This window comes from Geobacter argillaceus (genome assembly GCF_007830735.1).
GTDB classification, from domain to species: Bacteria; Desulfobacterota; Desulfuromonadia; order Geobacterales; family DSM-12255; genus Geomobilibacter; species Geomobilibacter argillaceus.
In genome coordinates this window covers 271,382-290,921 of the sequence record NZ_VLLN01000002.1, presented here as the reverse complement: position 1 = coordinate 290,921, position 19,540 = coordinate 271,382, and the positions used below count along the sequence as shown (strand labels likewise).

The window sequence follows — 19,540 nt, the reverse complement described above, 5'->3', positions numbered from 1 at the left end:
GGATAACCTGAATACCCACAGCATTGCCTCTCTCTACGAAACGTTTGAACCTCAAGAAGCCAGAAGACTGGCTGAACGACTTGATATACATTACACGCCCAAGCACGGCAGTTGGCTGAATATGGCCGAGATTGAACTCAGCGTGCTTAAGGGGCAGTGCCTTGATCGCCGGATCCCTGATATGGCAACAATGCAGGCCGAAGTGACTGCATGGGAAAAAGACCGAAATAACTGTACCAATAAGATTGACTGGCAATTTACAACAACTGATGCCCGGATCAAGCTGAAGAGGCTTTATCCGAACTTTTAAATGTTAATAGGTACTAGTGCCCAGCTCCGGCATCCCAGTCGCGCCAGGAAGCTGAAGAGTTTTGTGGAGCAGGGAATGTTATGCTGTTCTGACGAAAGGCCGTATCGTTGCTGACGATGCGGCCTTTTTTTGTGTGCGCTTGACTATGTTAACGCCTATCTGTACTCTTGAAAGTACAGATAGGGAGGTTGCCATGACACACACACTGCCGATTATGGAAGCCAGGAAGCAACTTACGTCCCTGCCTGAAATGCTCATGCATGAAGGCCGGGTCGATGTTCTGGAGATTACCCGTCGTGGCAAACCGGTGCTGGCGGTGATGCCGTGGGAACTGTACGAGGCGCTCTCGGAAACGCTCGAAGTAATGGCCGACAAGGAGCTGATGACACATCTACGTAATAGCATTGCGGAGATGGAGTCCGGCAATCTCGTTCCCTGGCAGGATGCCAAGCGGGAGCTTGGCCTGTGAGTTGGAGGATTGTCCTTACGCCGACCGCCATGAAGTTGCTGTCGGAACTATCCGACCGGCGCATTCGTGAGAAAATCGGAGCGGTAATTGACCGCTTGACTGATGAACCGGAAAAGCAAGGCAAGGCACCGCTCGGCGAATTGGCCGGGTTTCGTAGCATCAGGCCGGTCGGCCAGCGCTACCGGATCATTTACAAGGTCAGGGGAGATGAGGTTGTTGTGCTCATCGTGGTTGTCGGCATTCGGCGTAACGGAGCCAGGGATGATGTCTACACGCTGGCGAAGAAGCTTTTCAGATTGGGGTTGTTGAGCGAATGAGAACAGCTCTCGGTATAAATGTTCCATTTGGGTAGATCACCAGTTCACGCGTGTGCGCGCGTGAACTGGTCAATAACAAGTTGTACCAATAACAAGAGGGTAGGTTTTTATGAAGCTGACATGGGAGGTCGATAATCGTGATGTTGCGAAGATTCAAGAGTTCTACAAGATCCACGAAAATAATAACTTTGTAGCAAGAAGGCGGAAACGTAACGTAAACAAAGAATTACCAGAGTTCACCCATGAGATCTTTTGGGATGCAATGGTCTCATGTCTTTTGACAACTCAGCAAAGGTCTGGGCCACAGAGTGCCGTAACGCGATTTATTTCCTCAAAACCATTCCCCCTAAATTACAAAACATGTAAGCAAGAAATCAATTTGAAATCTTTTGCCGAAACAACAATCACCCAATTTGGCGGTATAAGAAGGGGAGCTACGTTAGCTGAAGAAATCACAGAAAACTATAGTTGGCTTAACAATGGAGGTTGGACCTTTGTTGACTCAATGGTTTCCCAACTTATTGCAGTTGAGACAGTAGAAGAAGAAATATCAGCATCTAACAAAATGGCTGACAGATTAAAAGGATTTGGTCCGAAACAGTCACGTAACCTATTGCAGTCATTGGGATTAACAAAGTATGAAATCCCGATAGACAGTAGGATTTCTAAATGGATGAATGACTTTGGTTTTCCCCTTCAACTATCTGCCACAGCATTATCGGATCGTAATTATTATAACTTCGTATCAGAAGGCTTCCGCAGAATGTGTGCCGCTAGTGGAATTTTTCCTTGCCTCCTATTTTTTCCAGTTTCGATGAGGAATGGCCTGAGGACAAACTTGTTTGGTAGATTCGGCATAGACAAGGTACAATCAGCCCTCCGCCTGAGAAGGCAGAGAAAAGCGTACAGTAAGAAAAGGAGTGAAACGCCCTATGTTTGAGAAAGTTTTCGCGGAGCTGGATGAGAGGATTGGGCGGGAAAACAAGGAGTTTATGCCCGATGAATGGAAAGAAGCGGTATCGTGGTTTTTGCCCTATGCCATGGAACTGGAGGAGCATAGCCCCCTCGACAAATATCCCTTGACGACCCCTTTCCAGGTAATTACAGTGTGACTACAAAGCCTGCTTCCCCGGAGGAACGCGTCGATGAGAACAAACATAATTCGCATAGGCAATTCGCAAGGGATACGCATTCCCAAAATCCTCCTTGAGCAGAGCCATCTTGGCACGGAAGTTGAGCTGGAGGTGGAGGACGAAAAGATCATAATTCGCTCGGCATCCCAACCGCGCCGGGAGTGGGGAGAAAAATTCCGGCTCATGGCCGAGGGCGGGGACGACGGGGTGATCGATGAGGACCTCGGCGAGCAAACGGAGTGGGACAGGGATGAATGGCAATGGTAATCAAAAGATTCGATGTCTATCTGGTCAACCTTGACCCGACGGTTGGCAGCGAAATCCGTAAGTCCAGGCCATGCCTCATAGTTTCCCCTGATGAGATGAACCGGTACATAGCAACCGTTATCGCCGCGCCAATGACGACGAAGGGTCGCAATTATCCTACACGGGTACCATGCAGTTTCAAGGGCAAGGATGGCCAGGTGGTCCTCGACCAGATCAGAACCATTGACAAGAAGCACCTTATGCAAAAACTTGGCAGAATCGACAAGCCGACGCAGGAAGAGGTGTTGTCGATTCTGGCAGAAATGTTTGCGCCGTGATAGTCTGGCAGCAGGATTGCCGCACTGTCTTTGTCGTCGGGGTAGGACCCCGCACGTGGGTAACACTTACAACCAGCTAACAGGTGATACATTATGAAAGAGTACGGCGGGTTCGAACAAGGGCCGATCAGGCCGCCCAGTGAGGCTTCCAGCCTGCTGATCCGCGTGAATCGGAACTGTCCGTGGAATCGGTGCACGTTCTGTTCGATCTACAAGAAAAAGAAGTTCTCGCTCCGGCCGGTGAACGATGTGCTGCAGGACATCGACACCATCCGCCGCTTCGTCGATGCCGTGCAGGAAGGGGGGCCTGGTTCGCTGCCGAAGGCGTCCTCCCCCGGCGACGAGCAGGCGCTGTATGCGGCACGGACCTGGATCGCCGGCGGCATGGAGTCGATCTTCCTCCAGGACGCGGACGGTCTGGTCATCAGGCCGGAAAACCTCCTGAAGATCCTGCGGCACCTTAAAGCCTCCTTTCCCCAGGTCAGACGGATCACTTCCTATGCCCGCTCCGAAAGCGTCGCTCGAATCGACGACGGGATGCTCGCGGAATTTGCCGCTGCCGGCCTGAACCGGATCCACATCGGCATGGAAAGCGCTTCTGACCGGATTCTGGAACTGGTACGGAAGGGGGTCACCAAGGAGATCCACATCACTGCCGGGCTCAAGGTGAAACGTGCCGGGATCGAGCTGTCGGAATACGTGCTGACCGGACTCGGCGGCCGGGAGTTCTCGCAGCTGCATGCCGTCGAGACCGCGGACGCCCTGAACCGGATCAACCCTGATTTCATCCGGTTCCGGAACCTGCACCTGCCGGATTGGGTGACGCTCTTTCCCGACAGCGCAGATCACAGTTATCAGTGGGCACCCGATCTTGTCCAGGCCGAGGAGATCCATACCCTCATCGAGCGGTTGGATGGCATCACCAGTTGTATCACGAGCGATCACAGCTATAACCTGTTACAGGAGATCGACGGTATCCTGCCCGACGACAAGGCGCGGCTCTTGGCACTGCTGCGGACGTTCATCGATATGGCGCCTGAACAGCGGGTTCTGTTCCAGGTCGGCAAGCGATCGGGGCATTTCGTTCGCCTGAGTGACATGGAGATTCCCGGTCGCCTGAAACAGGTTAGAGATATCTGCCAGGAGTACGGGATAACCCCGGATAACGTCGACGAACGGCTTTACGAGATCGTCCAGGATAGGATGAAAAAAGGCATGCCGTATTAGCCTGCGGCCTGCCAATGCGAGGTTATTGCCATGCCCCGTTCGTTTCGTTCCACCCCCCGGCCGGTACAGGCCAAGAGCCAGGAAGAGCTGGACGACCTGGTCCGCCGCCTGAAAGGAGAGCAGACCCGGCCCGAGAACTACCGGGAGCGCTCCCTCAAGATTCACGGCTGGATCTGCGCCAAGTGCGGTCGGGAGTTCGAGCTGGCCAACCTGCAGCTTCTGACCGTCCACCATAAGGACGGCAACCACAACAACAATCCGCCGGACGGGAGCAACTGGGAAAACCTCTGCGTCTATTGCCACGACGACGAGCACAGCCGGTCGATCCTTGCCGACTTCCTGCAGGGGAGCGATGGGAAGAAATGATGCCGCCGTTGCCGGTCTGAAGCGCCCATGAACGAACTCCACCGCTATTACGATGCCCTGGGACTCAGCCCTGGCGCCTCCTTTCGGGATGTCCGTCGCTCCTACCTTCGCTTGGTACGGGAGTGGCACCCCGACCGGTTTGCCGACGATCCGCCACGCCAGCGGCTGGCCCAGGAGCGGCTGAAGATCATCAACGAGGCCTACCGGGTGCTGGAAGAGGCGCTGTCCGGCGTGCATGGGCAGCCGTCGGCCGTGGCACCATCGCCACCGCCCCGGGCCAAGGCAGAAACTGCTGCCGAACCGGTAAGCGGCCGGGAGAAGAGGGGGCGAGAGCCCGGTGGGCTGGTCCGGTTCCTCTCCTTCTGGCCCAATGTCCTCTTTCTCGCCTATCTGCTCTTTGCGGCCCGCATGGCAGCTGCCAGGGGCGATCTGTTCTACTTCCTGCAGGTGGCGGCCATCCCCGCGATCTTTGCCCTGCTCTGCAGCACGCGGCTCGGGATGCGTCAGAGCATCTGGAAGGCCTATGTGGCGGCCATCTGCATCTTTGCTGTCCTGCTGGCGGCCGATGCCTCGATGATGAGAACAGGGGGGCGGGAGGCGGGACCCCGCTATCCTGACCGCGGCGAACCGGTGGCGCCGACCGTAACCGGCCCGTCGGGCGTGCCGGTGCTCCCCGAGCTGCTGCCGGGAGATGCCGGCACCGGGGCGCCGAACGGCATGCGACAGGTAACGCCGCCGACACCGCCCACCGCACCCGAGGCGCCGGATCGGCCCGCCGCGCCTTCAGCACCGGTGGTGCCCAGGGGACGGTAGTAACTACGGAGAAAGGGCGCGGAACATGGCCAAGGATAAGACGCCGGTAACCCCGGCGGTCAGGGTGCTCAAGGCTGCGGGGGTTACCTATACGGACCACCTCTACACCTATGAGGAAAAGGGGGGGACGGCGGTGTCGGCCCGTGAACTGGGCCTGGACGAGCATAGTGTGGTCAAGACCCTGATCATGGAGGACGACCGGAAAAATCCGCTGATCGTCCTGATGCATGGCGATCGGCAGGTCTCCACCAAGGAGTTGGCCCGGATCATCGGGGTGAAGACGGTGGCCCCCTGCTCCCCGGACACGGCGAACCGGCATTCCGGCTACCAGGTGGGGGGGACCTCCCCCTTCGGCACCCGCAAGGCGATGCCGGTCTACCTGGAAGAGTCGATCCCGGCGCTCTCCAAGGTCTATCTGAACGGCGGCAAGCGCGGCTACCTGGTGGGGCTCGATCCGCAGGACGTGGTGAGACTGCTCAAGCCGACGCTGGTGACGGTGGGAATTTAGCGGGTTGCTGAAAAACAGCCATCTCGCCGCCATCCTCGAAAGCTTCCTTGTGACTTCGGCCTGCGGCCTCACCCTTCGGGCGCCTTCGCGGTCCAATTTCACAGGTGAAATTGTGCGGCGTAGCGCTGTTTATGCCCGATGTTTGGGTACTACGCCTCCGCGGTGCTTTCTGCGGGTGCGACGATCTGACTATTTTTGAGCAACCCGAGATTCAGCATTTGGCTTGGGAGGGAACCGATGGAGATTCGGGAAAAGTTCGCCGCTGCCGCAGAGGCCATCCGTGGCGCCAGCGCCCTGGTGATCACCGCTGGTGCCGGGATGGGGGTCGATTCGGGGCTGCCGGATTTCAGAGGCGATAAGGGGTTCTGGAACGCCTACCCGATGTACGAGCGGCTCGGCATCACCTTTGTCGGCGCCGCCAACCCGGACCACTTCGAGCGGGATCCGGCCTTTGGCTGGGGATTCTATGGCCACCGGACCAATCTCTACCGGGCAGCGGTGCCCCACGACGGTTTTCACCTGCTGCGGGAATGGGGTGATCGCTACGGCCTGGCGACCTTCGTGGTGACCTCCAACGTGGACGGCCAGTTCCAGAAGGCAGGTTTTCCGGATGACGCCGTCCTGGAAGTGCACGGCTCCATTCACCACCTTCAGTGCCTCTCGCCCTGTTCGTCGTCCATCTGGGACAACCGGGAGGAGATCCCGGTGGACCATGCCACCATGCGGGCCGGCCACGTGCCGCGCTGTCCCCGTTGCGGCGGGGTGGCGCGGCCCAACATCCTGATGTTCGGCGACTTCTCCTGGCTCAGCGACAGGACCCGCCGTCAGCAGCACGCCTTTGACCATTTCGTGGCTGAGTATCGGGAGGAACCGCTGGTGGTGGTGGAGATGGGGGCGGGCACGGCGATTCCGACCATCCGCCATACGAGCGAACACCTCGGCCAGCGGTACGGCGCCAGGGTGATCCGGATCAATCCACGGGAGGCGCAGATCGGGCCGCCCCATCTCTCGATCTCCCGGGGGGCGCTGGCCGGGCTGCGAGGGATTGAGACGGTGCTGAATTCGTAGATAGTGACGCTTGGGGATAAGCTCAGTTCAAAAAAAGGAGAAGGAATGGGAGAGTACGTGTATTTTGCCACGGTTGCCAAGGGTTTGGAGGAGGTTCTGGCGACCGAGCTGCGCGGGCTCGGGATCGTGCCGGAGCGGGTCGATTCGGGCGGGGTCCTTTTTAGGGGCGACCTGGCGACATGCTATCGGGCCAACCTCTGGCTCAGGACCGCCAACCGGGTGCTGGTGCGGCTGACCGAATTTCCCTGTACGAGCCCGGAGGAACTGTACGCCGGGGTCCGTCAGGCAGGGTGGTCGCAGCTCTTGACGCCGGAGATGACCATTGCGGTGGATGCGACGGTGCGGGATTCGGCCCTTACCCATTCCCACTTCGTGGCATTGAAGACCAAGGACGCCATTGTCGATACCATCCGGGACCAGACCGGCCAACGCCCCAGTGTGGATGCCAGGGCACCCTCGGTACGGGTCAACGTCCACCTGGCCAGGAATATCTGCACCCTCAGCCTGGACAGTTCCGGAGATCCCCTGGATCGGCGCGGCTACCGTCTCGACCGGACCTCTGCCCCGCTCCGGGAGACGCTGGCCGCCGGACTGGTCCTGTTGACCGGCTGGGACGGGAGTGCCCCTTTGGTGGACCCCATGTGTGGCTCCGGGACCATCCTGGTGGAAGGGGCCATGGTGGCGGCCCGGATGGCGCCGGGTCTGCTGCGCGAACGGTTCGGCTTCATGGGGTGGCGCGAGTTCGACCAGCCGCTCTGGAATCGGCTGAAAGACGAGGCGCGTCAGTCGGTGCGAAGTACTGAAGCGCCGCTGGTCTTCGGCTCCGATCTCTCCTGGGATGCGCTCAGGACCTCGGAAAAGAACCTTGCCCGCTCGGGTGCGGCAGGGTTGGTGCAGATCAGGCGCGCCGAGGTCGGCGAGGTGGAACCGCCTGCCACGAGCGGCACGATCCTGGTCAACCCCCCCTACGGCGAGCGGCTCGGCCAGCAAGCGGATCTGGGGGAGCTCTACAAACGGCTGGGCGACATCTTCAAGCAGCGCTGGAAGGGGTACACCGCCTTTCTCTTCACGGCTGACCGGGAACTGGCCAAGCGGGTGGGGCTGAAGGCCTCCAAGAGGATCGTGCTCTGGAACGGCCCGCTGGAGTGCCGACTGTACCGGTACGATCTGTACTGAAAAGATAAGTCCCGGTAATGGCAGTAAAATGACAGATAAATTCTTGACAGTGTAACCCGCTTGCAATACTATCAACATTCCTGCGGCGGGCCTATAGCTCAGTTGGCTAGAGCTACCGGCTCATAACCGGTCGGTCCCAGGTTCGAGTCCTGGTGGGCCCACCATTTTTCACTACGGATATGCATACGCCTGCAACTCCGTAGCAAAGGTCTTAGTGGGGATGCGGATAACGCACGGCAACTGCAGGAAATACCCGAATGGGGAGAAAGGGAGTGCACGCCAGGTGGCTGCACTCTTTTTCTTTGGACTGACACGGTGATTGCCAAAATATCAGATCTTGTCGGAATTATTAATAAAATAGCCCCACCCCGCCTGGCAGAGGAGTGGGACAATGTGGGGCTCCAGGTGGGAGACCCGACGGCGCCGGTGGAGAGAATCCTGGTGGCCCTTGATCCCACCCCGGCTGCAATCCGGGCCGCCATCGAAAGCTCCTGCCAACTGCTCCTTACCCACCACCCCCTGATCTTCAAACCTTTGAAAAAAATCTCCGCCGCAGACCCGACTTCCAGCTTGATATTCCAGGCCATCCGCCATGAACTCGCGGTATTTTCCCTGCATACCAACTACGATATTGTCGCCGAGGGGCTGAACGATGTGCTGGCTGCCAGGCTCGGGGTCGAGGAGACTAGGCCGCTGAAGGTAACAAGCGTGGACGATCTGGTCAAACTGGCCGTCTTCGTGCCGTTGGGTCATGAAGAAGCGGTGATGAACGCGCTGTTCCGTTTCACCAGCGACATCGGCGCCTACGACGAGTGCTCGTTCCGGGGGGAAGGGATTGGTACCTTTCGCCCGCTCCCCGGTGCCCGGCCGTTCATCGGTCAGGTGGGGACCCGGGAGTCGGTTGCGGAGAGCCGGCTGGAACTGCTGCTGCGCAAGGCCGACCTGGCCGCTGCGGTCAAGGCGCTTTGTGCCGCCCACCCCTATGAGGAGCCGGCCTTTGACTGCTATCCCCTGCTGAACCAGGGGGAGACCCTTGGACTGGGTCGTATCGGCCGGCTTGGGGAGACCGTTACCCTGGGCGGGTTTGCGTCGACCATCAAGGAGCGCCTGCAGATGAGGACGCTTCGCCTGGTGGGTAGTCCGGACCGGCCGGTGCGCAAGGTTGCCCTGTGCAGCGGCAGCGGCGCCTCGCTCCTTCGGGAAGCAGTCCGGCAGGGGGCTGACGTGCTGGTTACCGGCGACGTCAAGTACCACGAGGCCAGGGATGCCGAGGCCCTGGGGGTGGCGCTGGTCGATGCCGGCCATTTCGCCACCGAGCGGATCATGGCCGAGGCCGTGGCCGACCGTCTGAGGGCGGCGCTGGCCAATGGCCCGTACGATCTGAGCGTAGCACCGTTTACCGACGATAACGACCCGTTTACCGCCTGGTGACGTATTTATACGGATTACGGATACATGGGAAAGGAGAGGTAATGTGCGACAAAAACTGACGTTGCTTGACGATCTGCAGGAGATCGACCTGAAGGTTGACGCCCTGCAGGGAGAGAAAGAGGGCTTCGGCGCTCAACTGAACCAGTTGGACCAGACGTTGGCCGAGGCGACCCAAAAGCTTACCGACAAGGGGGTCGAGATCGAAACCGTCGACACCGAGAAGGGGGCTCTGGAGGAGAACCTGGCCATTGAGCAGGTTAACATCACCCGTTCCGAGGCCAACCTGAAGGGGATCACCACCCAGAAGGAGTATCTGGCGGTTTCCAAGGAGATCTCCACCGCCAAGAAGCTGATTGGCGAACTGGAGGAGCAGATACTCCAGAAGATCTCCACCCTTGAGCAGCTCAGGGGCGAAGAAGAGCAGTTGCGGGAACAGCAGTCGGCACTGGAGCAGAATCTTTCCGCCACCCAGGAAGAGATTCGGGCAAAAATTGCCGGGCTGGATGCCGCTATCGCCGCAGACGCGGCTGTCCGCGCGGAAACTGCCAAGGCACTGCCGCCGGCCATCATCAAACGCTACGATCGGCTCCGCGAACAGCGCCGCGGCCTTGCGGTGGTAGAGGCCCGTGACGGGAGTTGTCTGGGGTGCAACATGAGCATTCCTCCCCAGATGTACAACAATCTCTTCCGCGGTGATGAACTGATCACCTGCCCTCACTGCAACCGGATACTGGTCCTCCGTCAGACAGTGGCGCAGGAGGGATAAATAACAGATTTTTATAGTGGTCGGAGCCGTCCAGATGACCGCCGCCTGCCTCGGCAGGGGGAGGAAAGTCCGGGCTCCATAGGGCATGGTGCTGGATAACGTCCAGCGGGGGCAACCCCAGGGATAGTGCCACAGAGAGAAGTCCGCCTGCCGAAGCCTCGGCAAAGGCAGGTAAGGGTGAAAGGGTGAGGTAAGAGCTCACCGGGTCCGACGGTGACGCCGGATGCCAGGTAAACCCCACCAGGAGCAAGACCGAATAGGGAAGCGTCAAGGGTGGCCCGCCCGTGCTTCCGGGTTGGTTGCTGGAGACCGTCGGTAACGGCGGTCCTAGATGAATGGTCATCGCCTGCCCAGGGGTAACCGTGGGCAGGAACAGAACCCGGCTTACGGATTGCTCCGGCCACACTTTTAAAATTTTTATGAACGACCAGGAACTGTGGAGCGCCGCGCTGCGGCAGATTACGGAGGCGTGGACCTGTTGTGCGCCCCCGGTGGTCGAGCGGTTGACGGAACTGCTTCGCCAGGTTGCAGCCCACAAGGAGGAGCTTCACTCCTTGGTGGCGGCAAGCGGCGCCGACCGCCTGTGCCATCCGTGCGGGGGGCAATGCTGTTTCGGCGGGAAGCACCACGTAACCGTTATCGACCTCCTGGCCTATCTGGCGCTGGGGGCCGAGATCTTTACCCCCTGGTTCGACGCGCCGGTCTGTCCCTATCTTGGGGGGAACGGCTGTCTCATGCCGCCCGCTTTTCGTCCCCGCACCTGTATCGTGTTTCTCTGCGAGCCGGTTCTGGAGCGGATAGCTGATGACGGGCGCAGTTCGATCGATAGGCTGGAAACCGGCCTCGCACGGCTCTATGGGGATATAGGGGAACTGCTCGCCATTTCGCCGGCCAGCAGCCTCCTTCTTGTCGCCGAGCGGACGGCGGCCCGGCGGGGATCGCTTATCGATACCGCAGCGATACATAAGGAGTAACCATGGCAACCATCAATGACCTCGTTCTTGTGCATGTGGACCACAAGCCGGGCTTCTATGCCCGGATCGAGGAGATTGCCCCGGATGTGAAACCGGGCTGGTGGCAGGTGAAGCTGCTGGTGCTCACCTTTCCGCTGCAGATCTATACCTGGATACTGGACGAGAGCCAGGTGGCCGGTGCCGACTTCACCATGGGGGGCACCCCCATCAGGCTGGAAAAGGTGGAGTCTCTCCACGCCCGGCCCGAAGAACCGGCGCCTACGGTGCCCCCAGTCGGGAAAAAGAATGCCGCAGCCAAACCGGGTGCCAAGGTGGTCTCGCTGCTCGACCGGAAAAAGGAGGGGTAACTCCCTCCGCACCCTATTTTTGCCCGCCAGCTCCATTCCCCGTTGCTCAAGTTGTAACCACTCTGTAACACTCCAATAATTATACACAATTTCCTGTTTGGTGTGAATGTCGCCACATTCGTTTCCGCTTGTCATTCGATTGCGAAAAACCTCCAAGAATCCAATAATTTTGACCAGCATTTGCCTTGACAACCGATATGGTGCCGGCTATAGTTGTGCCATTTGGTGGTAAAAAGTGGATTGTTGTGGCAAGAAATGCCAGGGGCGCCATGTTCCGAGGGATCTTCGAAACGACCATAGACGCCAAGGGACGGACCAGCCTGCCGGCCAGATTGCGGGACGTGCTGGTCGAAGCCTTTGGTGACGAACGGTTCTTCATTACCAACGCCAATCCGGTGAAGCTGGGAGACGGTCTGTCCAGTTCCGGCCTTGCACTCTATCCCTACCGGGCTTGGCTGGAGCTTGAGGAGAAGCTCATGACCGGCACCGGTCTCGGCCTGTCGTCGGCCGAGCTTGCCGCGGTCAAGCGGCGGATCGTGGCGCCGGCTGTGGAAGCGGCTGCCGACAAGCTCGGTCGCGTGCTGGTGCCGCCCCATCTTCGCAAGAGCGCGGCCCTTGAGCGGGACATCGTATTTGTCGGGGTGGTGAACAAGGTGGAGATCTGGAGCCTGGTGGAATGGGAGAAGGTCTGCCGGCAGGATGAATCGCTCTTCCCGAGCGACTCGCCGGTCCTGGCGGAGCTTGGGCTCTAGTGGCCACGTTTCATCACGTTTCGGTGCTTGCCGATGAAGTCATGCAGTTTCTGGCGCCGGTTAGCGGCGGGGTCTATGTCGACGGCACGCTCGGCGGCGCCGGTCATGCCGGCCATATCCTGGAGGCAACGGCACCGGCCGGCATCCTCGTGGGGATCGACCGCGATCCGGCGGCCATCAGAGCGGCAAAGGCGCGGCTGGCTCCCTTCGGCGACCGGGCACGGATCGTCCACGGCAGTTTCGGCGACCTGGCGCAGCACCTGGCCAATCTGGGTATAGAGGCCATCGACGGGCTGCTCCTGGATCTGGGGGTTTCGTCCCATCAACTGGATGCGCCGGAGCGCGGCTTCAGCTTCCAGGCCGACGCCCCGCTGGATATGCGCATGGATACAACGACGGGTGTCACTGCCGCCGACCTGGTGAACAGTCTGTCCCATGGCGAACTTGCCAGGGTCATCCGGGAATATGGCGAGGAGCGGTGGGCCGGCCGCATTGCTTCGTTCATCTGCACGGCCCGGGAAGAGGACACGGTCTGGACCACGGTCAGGCTTGCCGAACTGGTAAAGGGGGCCATACCCCGTAAGGCGTGGGAGGAGCGGATACATCCCGCGACCCGCACGTTCCAGGCACTGCGGATCGCGGTGAACCGGGAGCTGGAGGAGTTAGAGGCAGGCCTTGCGGCCGGGATCGGCATGCTCCGGCCGGGTGGCCGGGTGGTGGTGATCTCCTTCCACTCCCTGGAGGACCGGATCGTCAAGAACAGTTTTCGTTCCCATGCTACCGGCTGCGTCTGCCCCAAGGGGCTGCCGATCTGCCAATGTAGCAAACTGCCGGAACTGAAGATCCTGACCGGCCGGCCGGTGACCGCCACTGCCGAGGAACTGGCAGCAAATCCCCGTGCCCGGAGCGCCAAGCTAAGGGCTGCGGAGAAAATGTAAGGAACCATCGGAGGTCCGTATGGCCAATGCAAGAACTGCCTTCCCCAAAGTCGTCGACCCCAGAAGAGTCGACGCGGCCGATGAGCATAGGTGGGAGCTCTTTCCCTATCTGGTTGCCGTCATGATCCTGGTGACCGTTGTGGCGGTGTTCCACGTCTGGTCACGGGTCAAGGTGGTCGACCTGGGGCTGGAGATCAACCAGCTGCGCCGGGAGTACAAGGACCAGCAGCAGGAGCAGAGTCGGCTCAAGCTGGAGGTGGCGTCACTCAAGACACCTGCCAGGATTGAAGCCATTGCCAAGGGAACACTTGGCATGACCCTCCCCACGGACCAGCAGGTGGTCGTGGTAAAGTGAGGAACGACCGGGAGAAATGGACACGGGTCCGCATCCGCTTCGTAGGAGGGCTCTTTGCCCTCTGCCTGGCCATTGCGGTCGCCCGGGCCTTCTATCTCCAGGTTTCGCAGCACGAGCGGCTCACCAAGCTGGCAGAGAAGCAGCATCTCAAGACGGTCCCCCTGACCCCTGCCCGGGGGACCATTGCTGACCGCAATAATGCCCCCCTTGCCGTTTCCATCGAAATGGACTCCTGCTTTGCCGAGCCCCGTTCCATTGACGACATCCCCGGAACAGCCGCCAAGCTCGCGCCACTCCTCGGTATGACCCGGCCGGAACTGGAGCAGAAGCTCAAGTCCGCCAGGAACTTTGTCTGGCTCCAGCGCAGGATCACTCCCGATCTGACCAAGCGGATCAAGGAGCTGGAACTGGACGGGATAGGTTTTGCCAAAGAAACCAAACGGTTCTATCCCAACGCGGAGATTGCCGGGCATGTCATCGGCTTTACCGGTCTCGACCCCGAGGGGCTGGAAGGGGTCGAGCGGCGCTACGATACCATCCTGCTGGGCAATGACGGCTACCTGATCACCGAGCGTGATGCCCTGGGCCGGGACATCGCCCTTCGGGGCACGGTGGTGAAAAGCGCGTCAAAGGGGTACAACCTGACACTGACCCTGGACAAGAACATCCAGTATCTTGCCGAGAAGGAACTTGCCAAGGCGGTGGAAACGAGCCGGGCCAAGGGGGGGATCGCCATCGTCATGGAGCCCCAGACCGGGAAGATACTGGCCATGGCCAATGCCCCGTCGTTCAATCCCAACGCCTATGGCCGCTATCCGGCACAGGTGTTGCGCAACAAGGCGGTCGCGGACAGCTTTGAGCCCGGATCGACGATGAAGGTCTTTCTCATCGCGTCGGCCCTTGAGGAAAAAGTGGTGTCTCCGGGGGACGGGTTCAACTGTGAGGGCGGTAGCTACGCCATAGGCGGCCGGACCATCCATGATACCCACAAGTATGGCCGGTTGTCGGTCGCCGATATCCTCAAATACTCCAGCAACATCGGGGCGGCAAAGATCGGGGCGCGCATGGGCGCCGAGCGGCTCTACCGCTACCTGCGCGGTTTCGGCTTCGGGGAGCGGAGCGCCATCGACCTGCCGGCCGAGGCTAGCGGCTATCTGCGGAACAGCAACAGCTGGTACGGCATCGATCTGGCTACCATCTCCTTCGGTCAGGGGGTGTCGGTCACAGCCGTGCAACTGGCAACGGCCTTTTCTGCCGTGGCCAACGGCGGTACCCTGATGAAGCCGTATCTGGTGGAGAAGGTGCTGGACGACAACGGCAACGTTCTCAAGGAATATGCTCCGGAACCGCGGCAGCGTGTTATTTCGGACCAGACCGCAAAGACTGTTGCCAGGATGATGGAAGGGGTTGCCGCTGAGGGGGGAACCGGTACCAATGCTGCAGTGGAAGGATTTCGCGTAGCCGGCAAGACCGGAACGGCCCAGAAGGTCGATCCGGTTACCCGTGGCTACTCACTGGACAAGCGGACCGCGTCATTCATCGGTTTCGTGCCGGCTGACCGGCCACGCCTCACCATTGTGGTCATTGTGGACGAGCCGAAAACCAGTCCCTATGGGGGGGTGGTGGCGGCTCCCGCCTTCGGTGCCATTGCCCGGCAGGCCCTCTGTTACCTCCGGGTCCAGCCGGATCGGGTGGAGCGGAAGCAGCCCCAGCGGATCGAGGTGAAGCAGCAACAGCCTGACCAGACCGTGGCCGATGCTGCCGAAGGGTCCATAACCGATGCCGGCGAAGGCGGAGTTATGGTCAATTTCCGGGGGATGAGCATGCGTCAGGTCCTGCAGGTGATGGAGAAAAAGGGGTTGAACGTGAAGGTGCTGGGGAGTGGCCGGGTGGTGGAGCAGAATCCGGCGGCAGGCCGGCGAATAGGCCCTAACGAGCCGGTCTGGGTCCGGCTGGTCCCTTCGGCCTAAACTAAAGGAGGCGCCGGATGCGTCTGGCCGAACTGCTGACAGCAATCACCCCGGAAGCGATTACCGGAACGGTCGATGTGGAGATTGCCGCTATCGCCTACGACTCGCGCCACGTGCCGGCCGGCAGCCTGTTCTGCGCCCTCCGGGGGAGCAGCGTCGACGGCCACCGGTTCATTCCCCAGGCGCTGGCAGCCGGGGCTGTCGCCTTTTTGGTGGAGGATGCCGCAGCTGTGCCCGTGGGGGTGCCGTGTGTCACCGTGACCGATACCAGGCCGGCAATGGCCCGGCTGGCTGCGAGCTTCTACGGCGAGCCGACCGCCGCTGTTCCGCTGGTGGGGATCACCGGTACCAACGGCAAGACCACCACCACCTACCTGGTGGAAGGGATCATGGAGGCGGCCGGCATTCCGACCGCCGTGCTCGGTACCATCAGCTATCGTTTCCGGGACCGGACGATTCCCGCTCCCCATACGACGCCGGAGTCGGTGGACCTGCAGCGGACACTGCGCGAACTGGTCGATGCCGGGGCTCGGGGGGTGGTAATGGAGGTCTCCTCCCATGCCCTGGATCAGCACCGGGTGGATGGCTGCCGCTTCCGGGCCGGCATCTTCACCAACCTGACCCGGGACCACCTGGATTATCACGGCGACATGGAGTCGTACCTGCAGAGCAAGCTCCGCCTGTTTACCGAACTGCTGCCGCAAGCCGGCGGCGTCGGGGCGGTCAACCTGGACGACAGCTACGGCCCCCGGGTGGCAGCGGTGGCAGCATGCCCGGTGATTGGCTATGGCCTGGCAAGCGGCGCGCAGGTGACGGCCAGGGACGTCGTCTTTTCCGTTGACGGCATCGCGGCCATGATCGTGACCCCGGCCGGAGAGTTCCCGCTCCGCTCTCCCCTGATGGGACGCTTCAACCTGGCCAACATTCTGGCCGCCGTGGCGGCCGGCGTTGCCCTCGATCTGCCGCTGGACGCCATTGCGGCGGGCATCGCGGGACACCGGCGGGTACCGGGGCGCCTGGAGCGGGTGGAAAATGACCGGGGTGTAGCGCTGCTGGTGGATTACGCCCATACCGGCGATGCCCTGGAGAATGTCCTGGCTACCCTGTCCGAGATCCGGGCCGGCAGGATCATCACCGTGTTCGGCTGCGGTGGCGATCGCGATGCCGGGAAGCGGCCGGTCATGGGTGAGATTGCGGCCCGGTACAGCGACCTGGCCGTGGTCACCTCGGACAACCCGCGAACCGAGGAGCCGCTTGCCATCGTGGCCCAGATCCGCGCAGGGATACTGCCTCTCGGGCTCCGGGAGTATACGGCGGAAGAGCTTGTCGCCGACCTCCCGGAAAGGGGGTTCGTTGTTGAACCTGACCGGCGTACGGCCATCAGGCTGGCGGTCAGGCTGGCCCGGCCGGGAGACATCGTCCTGTTGGCCGGCAAGGGGCATGAGGATTACCAAATCATCGGCACCACCAAGCATCATTTCGACGACCGGGAGGAGGCCGCTGCCGCCTGCCGCGAACTGGACCCGAAAGGGCGAGGGTAGGATGTTCACTGTTGCCGACATACTCGCAGCGACCGGCGGCACTCTCGTCTGCGGCACAGAGGGTGAGGTCGCCGGCGTCGGCACCGATTCCCGGCGGGTTCTCCCGGAAGAGCTCTTCGTGCCGCTCGCGGGTGATCGGTTCGACGGTCACGACTTCATCGCCGAAGTCGTTGACAGAGGGGTGCGGGTGGTGCTTGCCAGCATTGGCTGGCTGGCCGACAACACACCGCCGGCCGGCTGCAGCTGCATTGCCGTGCCGGACACGTTGCGCGCCATGGGCGATCTTGCTGCCTTTCATCGCCGCCGCTTTGAGCTGCCAATAGTGGGAATAACCGGCAGCAACGGGAAAACGACCACTAAGGAGATGCTGGCGGCTATTCTCGGCGGGACCGGACCGGGACTCAAGACCCAGGGGAACCTGAACAACCTGATCGGCCTGCCCCAGATGCTCTTCAGGCTGACGGACGAGCACCAATGGGCCGTTCTGGAGATGGGGATGAGCGAATTCGGTGAGATCGACCGGCTGGCAGAGATCGCCGGGCCCGGCGTCGGCATCATCACCAACGCCTATCCGGCCCACCTGGCGACCCTGGGGAGCGTGGAAGGGGTGGCCAGGGCCAAGGGAGAGCTCTTCCTGCGCCTGCCTTCGGAAGGGGTTGCGATCTACAATGCCGATGATCCGCTCATTGCCGCCTGTCCGGTCCCCCCGGGGGTACGGAGGGTCGGGTTCGGGCTCCACGGGTCAATGGTGACCGCCAACGACATCAGCGGCCGTGGCTGGGAGGGACAGGCCTTTACCCTGGTACTGCCGGGCTGGAGCTGCCGGGTCGAGCTCAAAGCCTTTGGCCTGCACAATGTCTACAACGCCCTGGCCGCAGCTGCCGCCGCCTGGTCGCTGGGGGTTAGCGGCGAACGGATCGTTTCCGGGTTGGCATCGTTTCGGCCGTATGATAAAAGATTCCAGTTGGAAAATCTGGGACGGATAATCCTCGTTGACGACAGCTACAATGCCAACCCCGCTTCCATGGCCGCCGCACTGCTGACCCTGCGGGACCTGAAGGGCCAGGGACGGGTCATTGCGGTCCTGGGGGACATGCTGGAACTGGGCGAGGAAACCGTTGCGGCGCACAAGGACCTGGGCCGGCTGGCCGCCACCTGCGCCGATCGCCTGTACCTCATGGGGGAGATGGCGGAGACCGTAGCTGCTGCTGCCATCGACGCCGGGGTGGCCGGCGAGGAGATCGTGGTGGCAACCGATCATGGGGCGATCGTGGACGATATACGGAAAGATCATATGGATGGTGACTGTATCCTGGTGAAAGGTTCCCGGGGGATGCGGATGGACCTGGTAGCGGCAGCGCTTCGCAGCATCTATGCCGGCGCGGCGGGAGAGGAGGACTGAGATGCTCTACCATTTTCTCTATCCGCTGGCTGCCGACATCCGGCTGTTCAATGTCTTCAAGTACCTGACCTTCCGTACCATCTACGCCATGATCACGGCCCTGGCCGTGGCGTTTCTCATCGGTCCGTGGGTGATCAGGAGGCTTGAGGGGTTGCAGGCCAGGCAGGTCATCAGGACCGACGGCCCCGAGTCCCACCTGAAAAAACAGGGGACCCCCACCATGGGGGGGGTGCTGATCCTGGCCGCCATCATCGTGCCAACCCTGCTCTGGGCCGACCTGACCAACAGATACGTCTGGATTACCCTGCTCATCATCGCCGGCTACGGGCTGATCGGCTTTGTGGACGACTACAAGAAGGTGGTGGAGAAGAACCCCAAGGGGCTGTCGCCGCGGCAGAAGATGTTCTGGCAGGTGCTCCTGGCCGGCGGGGTGGCTATCTATCTGTACATTGATCCGGTGTTCACGAAACAGCTCTTTTTCCCGTTCTTCAAGCGGCTGCACCCTGATCTGGGGATCTTTTTCATCGCCTTTGCCACCCTGGTGATCGTGGGGGCCAGCAATGCGGTGAACCTGACCGACGGCCTGGATGGCCTGGCCATCGGACCGGTTGCCATCAATGCCGCCACTTACATGCTCTTCACCTACATTGCCGGTAATGTCAGGCTCTCGGCCTATTTGCAGATTCCGTACGTTCCCGGCACCGGCGAACTGGCTATCGTCTGCGGGGCCATGGTCGGGGCCGGACTGGGGTTTCTCTGGTACAACTCGTACCCGGCCGAGGTCTTCATGGGGGATGTGGGCTCCCTGGCCCTCGGCGGGGGGCTCGGAACCCTGGCGGTGCTGACCAAGCAGGAGATCCTCCTGGTGATCGTTGGCGGCGTGTTCGTGGTGGAGGCGCTGTCGGTCATCTTCCAGGTCGGCTCCTACAAGTACCGGGGGAAGCGGATCTTCCGGATGGCCCCTATCCACCATCATTTCGAGCTGAAAGGGGTGGCTGAGCCGAAGATCATCGTCCGCTTCTGGATTCTTACCATCATCCTGGCGCTGGTGGCGATTTCGACGCTCAAGATGCGTTAGAACCAACAACGTAGG

The 19,540-nt window shown here is 60.7% G+C and carries 24 protein-coding genes, 1 tRNA gene and 1 other RNA gene; all 26 read left to right on the top strand.

Features of this window, described 5'->3' with window-relative positions:
- On the top strand, positions 1–310 hold a 310-nt coding region (locus tag JN12_RS02880; protein ID WP_211360489.1), incomplete at its 5' end, for a transposase.
- A gap of 193 nt (positions 311–503) precedes the next feature.
- On the top strand, positions 504–779 hold the full coding sequence (locus JN12_RS02875) for a type II toxin-antitoxin system Phd/YefM family antitoxin (protein ID WP_145017892.1): 276 nt from the start codon (positions 504–506) through the stop codon (positions 777–779).
- The gene (locus tag JN12_RS02870) at positions 776–1,096 is read left to right on the top strand and encodes a type II toxin-antitoxin system RelE family toxin (RefSeq protein ID WP_145017890.1); all 321 of its coding nucleotides are present in this window, start codon (positions 776–778) and stop codon (positions 1,094–1,096) included. Before JN12_RS02875 ends, JN12_RS02870 begins: the two co-directional genes overlap by 4 nt.
- Positions 1,097–1,205: 109 nt before the next feature.
- Positions 1,206–2,036 carry a hypothetical protein gene (locus JN12_RS02865; RefSeq protein ID WP_145017887.1) on the top strand — a complete coding sequence of 277 codons (831 nt, stop codon included), beginning with the start codon at positions 1,206–1,208 and terminating at the stop codon, positions 2,034–2,036.
- Complete coding sequence (locus JN12_RS02860) at positions 2,029–2,208, top strand: hypothetical protein (protein ID WP_145017885.1); 180 nt, start codon at positions 2,029–2,031, stop codon at positions 2,206–2,208. Before JN12_RS02865 ends, JN12_RS02860 begins: the two co-directional genes overlap by 8 nt.
- Positions 2,209–2,241: 33 nt before the next feature.
- Positions 2,242–2,496: an AbrB/MazE/SpoVT family DNA-binding domain-containing protein gene (locus tag JN12_RS02855; protein ID WP_145017883.1), complete on the top strand. Its 255-nt coding sequence runs from the start codon at positions 2,242–2,244 to the stop codon at positions 2,494–2,496.
- Positions 2,484–2,813: a type II toxin-antitoxin system PemK/MazF family toxin gene (locus JN12_RS02850; protein WP_145017881.1), complete on the top strand. Its 330-nt coding sequence runs from the start codon at positions 2,484–2,486 to the stop codon at positions 2,811–2,813. Before JN12_RS02855 ends, JN12_RS02850 begins: the two co-directional genes overlap by 13 nt.
- Positions 2,814–2,906: 93 nt before the next feature.
- On the top strand, positions 2,907–4,040 hold the full coding sequence (locus tag JN12_RS02845; protein WP_145017879.1) for a radical SAM protein: 1,134 nt from the start codon (positions 2,907–2,909) through the stop codon (positions 4,038–4,040).
- A 30-nt stretch (positions 4,041–4,070) separates the two neighbouring features.
- A complete protein-coding gene (locus tag JN12_RS02840) occupies positions 4,071–4,406 on the top strand; it encodes a YajD family HNH nuclease (RefSeq protein WP_145017877.1) in 336 nt (111 codons plus the stop codon).
- A 27-nt stretch (positions 4,407–4,433) separates the two neighbouring features.
- Entirely contained in the window at positions 4,434–5,219 is a 786-nt protein-coding gene (locus JN12_RS02835; protein ID WP_145017875.1) for a J domain-containing protein, read from the top strand.
- Positions 5,220–5,244: 25 nt separating this feature from the next.
- Positions 5,245–5,727, top strand: a complete 483-nt coding sequence (ybaK, locus tag JN12_RS02830) for a Cys-tRNA(Pro) deacylase (RefSeq protein WP_145017873.1) — start codon at positions 5,245–5,247, stop codon at positions 5,725–5,727.
- A gap of 237 nt (positions 5,728–5,964) precedes the next feature.
- Positions 5,965–6,795 carry an SIR2 family NAD-dependent protein deacylase gene (locus JN12_RS02825; RefSeq protein WP_145017871.1) on the top strand — a complete coding sequence of 277 codons (831 nt, stop codon included), beginning with the start codon at positions 5,965–5,967 and terminating at the stop codon, positions 6,793–6,795.
- A gap of 45 nt (positions 6,796–6,840) precedes the next feature.
- On the top strand, positions 6,841–7,971 hold the full coding sequence (locus JN12_RS02820; RefSeq protein ID WP_145017869.1) for a THUMP domain-containing class I SAM-dependent RNA methyltransferase: 1,131 nt from the start codon (positions 6,841–6,843) through the stop codon (positions 7,969–7,971).
- Between the two features lie 87 nt (positions 7,972–8,058).
- Positions 8,059–8,135 (top strand) — tRNA-Ile (locus JN12_RS02815).
- A 151-nt stretch (positions 8,136–8,286) separates the two neighbouring features.
- A complete protein-coding gene (locus tag JN12_RS02810) occupies positions 8,287–9,402 on the top strand; it encodes a Nif3-like dinuclear metal center hexameric protein (RefSeq protein ID WP_145017867.1) in 1,116 nt (371 codons plus the stop codon).
- A gap of 43 nt (positions 9,403–9,445) precedes the next feature.
- Complete coding sequence (locus JN12_RS02805) at positions 9,446–10,168, top strand: zinc ribbon domain-containing protein (protein WP_145017865.1); 723 nt, start codon at positions 9,446–9,448, stop codon at positions 10,166–10,168.
- 22 nt (positions 10,169–10,190) lie between these two features.
- Positions 10,191–10,570, top strand: an RNA gene (gene rnpB, locus JN12_RS02800) — RNase P RNA component class A.
- Between the two features lie 17 nt (positions 10,571–10,587).
- Entirely contained in the window at positions 10,588–11,142 is a 555-nt protein-coding gene (locus JN12_RS02795) for a hypothetical protein (protein ID WP_145017863.1), read from the top strand.
- A 2-nt stretch (positions 11,143–11,144) separates the two neighbouring features.
- On the top strand, positions 11,145–11,489 hold the full coding sequence (locus tag JN12_RS02790; protein ID WP_145017861.1) for a hypothetical protein: 345 nt from the start codon (positions 11,145–11,147) through the stop codon (positions 11,487–11,489).
- Positions 11,490–11,758: 269 nt separating this feature from the next.
- Positions 11,759–12,241, top strand: coding sequence for a division/cell wall cluster transcriptional repressor MraZ (gene mraZ, locus JN12_RS02785; protein ID WP_145017918.1), 483 nt, complete (start codon positions 11,759–11,761; stop codon positions 12,239–12,241).
- Positions 12,241–13,179 carry a 16S rRNA (cytosine(1402)-N(4))-methyltransferase RsmH gene (rsmH, locus tag JN12_RS02780; RefSeq protein WP_145017859.1) on the top strand — a complete coding sequence of 313 codons (939 nt, stop codon included), beginning with the start codon at positions 12,241–12,243 and terminating at the stop codon, positions 13,177–13,179. The genes mraZ and rsmH overlap by 1 nt, the downstream gene beginning before the upstream one ends.
- Before the next feature lie 19 nt (positions 13,180–13,198).
- Positions 13,199–13,534, top strand: a complete 336-nt coding sequence (gene ftsL, locus JN12_RS02775; RefSeq protein ID WP_145017858.1) for a cell division protein FtsL — start codon at positions 13,199–13,201, stop codon at positions 13,532–13,534.
- Positions 13,531–15,504 (top strand): penicillin-binding protein, encoded by a 1,974-nt coding sequence (locus JN12_RS02770; RefSeq protein ID WP_145017856.1) that lies wholly within the window; start codon positions 13,531–13,533, stop codon positions 15,502–15,504. The genes ftsL and JN12_RS02770 overlap by 4 nt, the downstream gene beginning before the upstream one ends.
- A 17-nt stretch (positions 15,505–15,521) precedes the next feature.
- Complete coding sequence (locus JN12_RS02765) at positions 15,522–17,045, top strand: UDP-N-acetylmuramoyl-L-alanyl-D-glutamate--2,6-diaminopimelate ligase (RefSeq protein WP_145017854.1); 1,524 nt, start codon at positions 15,522–15,524, stop codon at positions 17,043–17,045.
- A 1-nt stretch (position 17,046) separates the two neighbouring features.
- Positions 17,047–18,447, top strand: a complete 1,401-nt coding sequence (locus JN12_RS02760; RefSeq protein WP_145017852.1) for a UDP-N-acetylmuramoyl-tripeptide--D-alanyl-D-alanine ligase — start codon at positions 17,047–17,049, stop codon at positions 18,445–18,447.
- 1 nt (position 18,448) lies between these two features.
- Positions 18,449–19,525 carry a phospho-N-acetylmuramoyl-pentapeptide-transferase gene (gene mraY, locus JN12_RS02755; protein WP_145017850.1) on the top strand — a complete coding sequence of 359 codons (1,077 nt, stop codon included), beginning with the start codon at positions 18,449–18,451 and terminating at the stop codon, positions 19,523–19,525.
- Positions 19,526–19,540: the final 15 nt, after the last annotated feature.

Coding starts and splice junctions, on each gene's coding strand:
- JN12_RS02820 (WP_145017869.1), top strand. CDS start 6,841: ATGGGAGAGTACGTGTATTTTGCCACGGTTGCCAAGGGTTTGGAGGAG.
- ybaK (WP_145017873.1), top strand. CDS start 5,245: ATGGCCAAGGATAAGACGCCGGTAACCCCGGCGGTCAGGGTGCTCAAG.
- JN12_RS02860 (WP_145017885.1), top strand. CDS start 2,029: ATGTTTGAGAAAGTTTTCGCGGAGCTGGATGAGAGGATTGGGCGGGAA.
- JN12_RS02840 (WP_145017877.1), top strand. CDS start 4,071: ATGCCCCGTTCGTTTCGTTCCACCCCCCGGCCGGTACAGGCCAAGAGC.
- JN12_RS02850 (WP_145017881.1), top strand. CDS start 2,484: ATGGCAATGGTAATCAAAAGATTCGATGTCTATCTGGTCAACCTTGAC.
- JN12_RS02795 (WP_145017863.1), top strand. CDS start 10,588: ATGAACGACCAGGAACTGTGGAGCGCCGCGCTGCGGCAGATTACGGAG.
- JN12_RS02835 (WP_145017875.1), top strand. CDS start 4,434: ATGAACGAACTCCACCGCTATTACGATGCCCTGGGACTCAGCCCTGGC.
- JN12_RS02760 (WP_145017852.1), top strand. CDS start 17,047: ATGTTCACTGTTGCCGACATACTCGCAGCGACCGGCGGCACTCTCGTC.
- JN12_RS02765 (WP_145017854.1), top strand. CDS start 15,522: ATGCGTCTGGCCGAACTGCTGACAGCAATCACCCCGGAAGCGATTACC.
- mraZ (WP_145017918.1), top strand. CDS start 11,759: ATGTTCCGAGGGATCTTCGAAACGACCATAGACGCCAAGGGACGGACC.
- JN12_RS02790 (WP_145017861.1), top strand. CDS start 11,145: ATGGCAACCATCAATGACCTCGTTCTTGTGCATGTGGACCACAAGCCG.
- JN12_RS02875 (WP_145017892.1), top strand. CDS start 504: ATGACACACACACTGCCGATTATGGAAGCCAGGAAGCAACTTACGTCC.
- ftsL (WP_145017858.1), top strand. CDS start 13,199: ATGGCCAATGCAAGAACTGCCTTCCCCAAAGTCGTCGACCCCAGAAGA.
- mraY (WP_145017850.1), top strand. CDS start 18,449: ATGCTCTACCATTTTCTCTATCCGCTGGCTGCCGACATCCGGCTGTTC.
- JN12_RS02845 (WP_145017879.1), top strand. CDS start 2,907: ATGAAAGAGTACGGCGGGTTCGAACAAGGGCCGATCAGGCCGCCCAGT.
- JN12_RS02855 (WP_145017883.1), top strand. CDS start 2,242: ATGAGAACAAACATAATTCGCATAGGCAATTCGCAAGGGATACGCATT.
- JN12_RS02865 (WP_145017887.1), top strand. CDS start 1,206: ATGAAGCTGACATGGGAGGTCGATAATCGTGATGTTGCGAAGATTCAA.
- JN12_RS02825 (WP_145017871.1), top strand. CDS start 5,965: ATGGAGATTCGGGAAAAGTTCGCCGCTGCCGCAGAGGCCATCCGTGGC.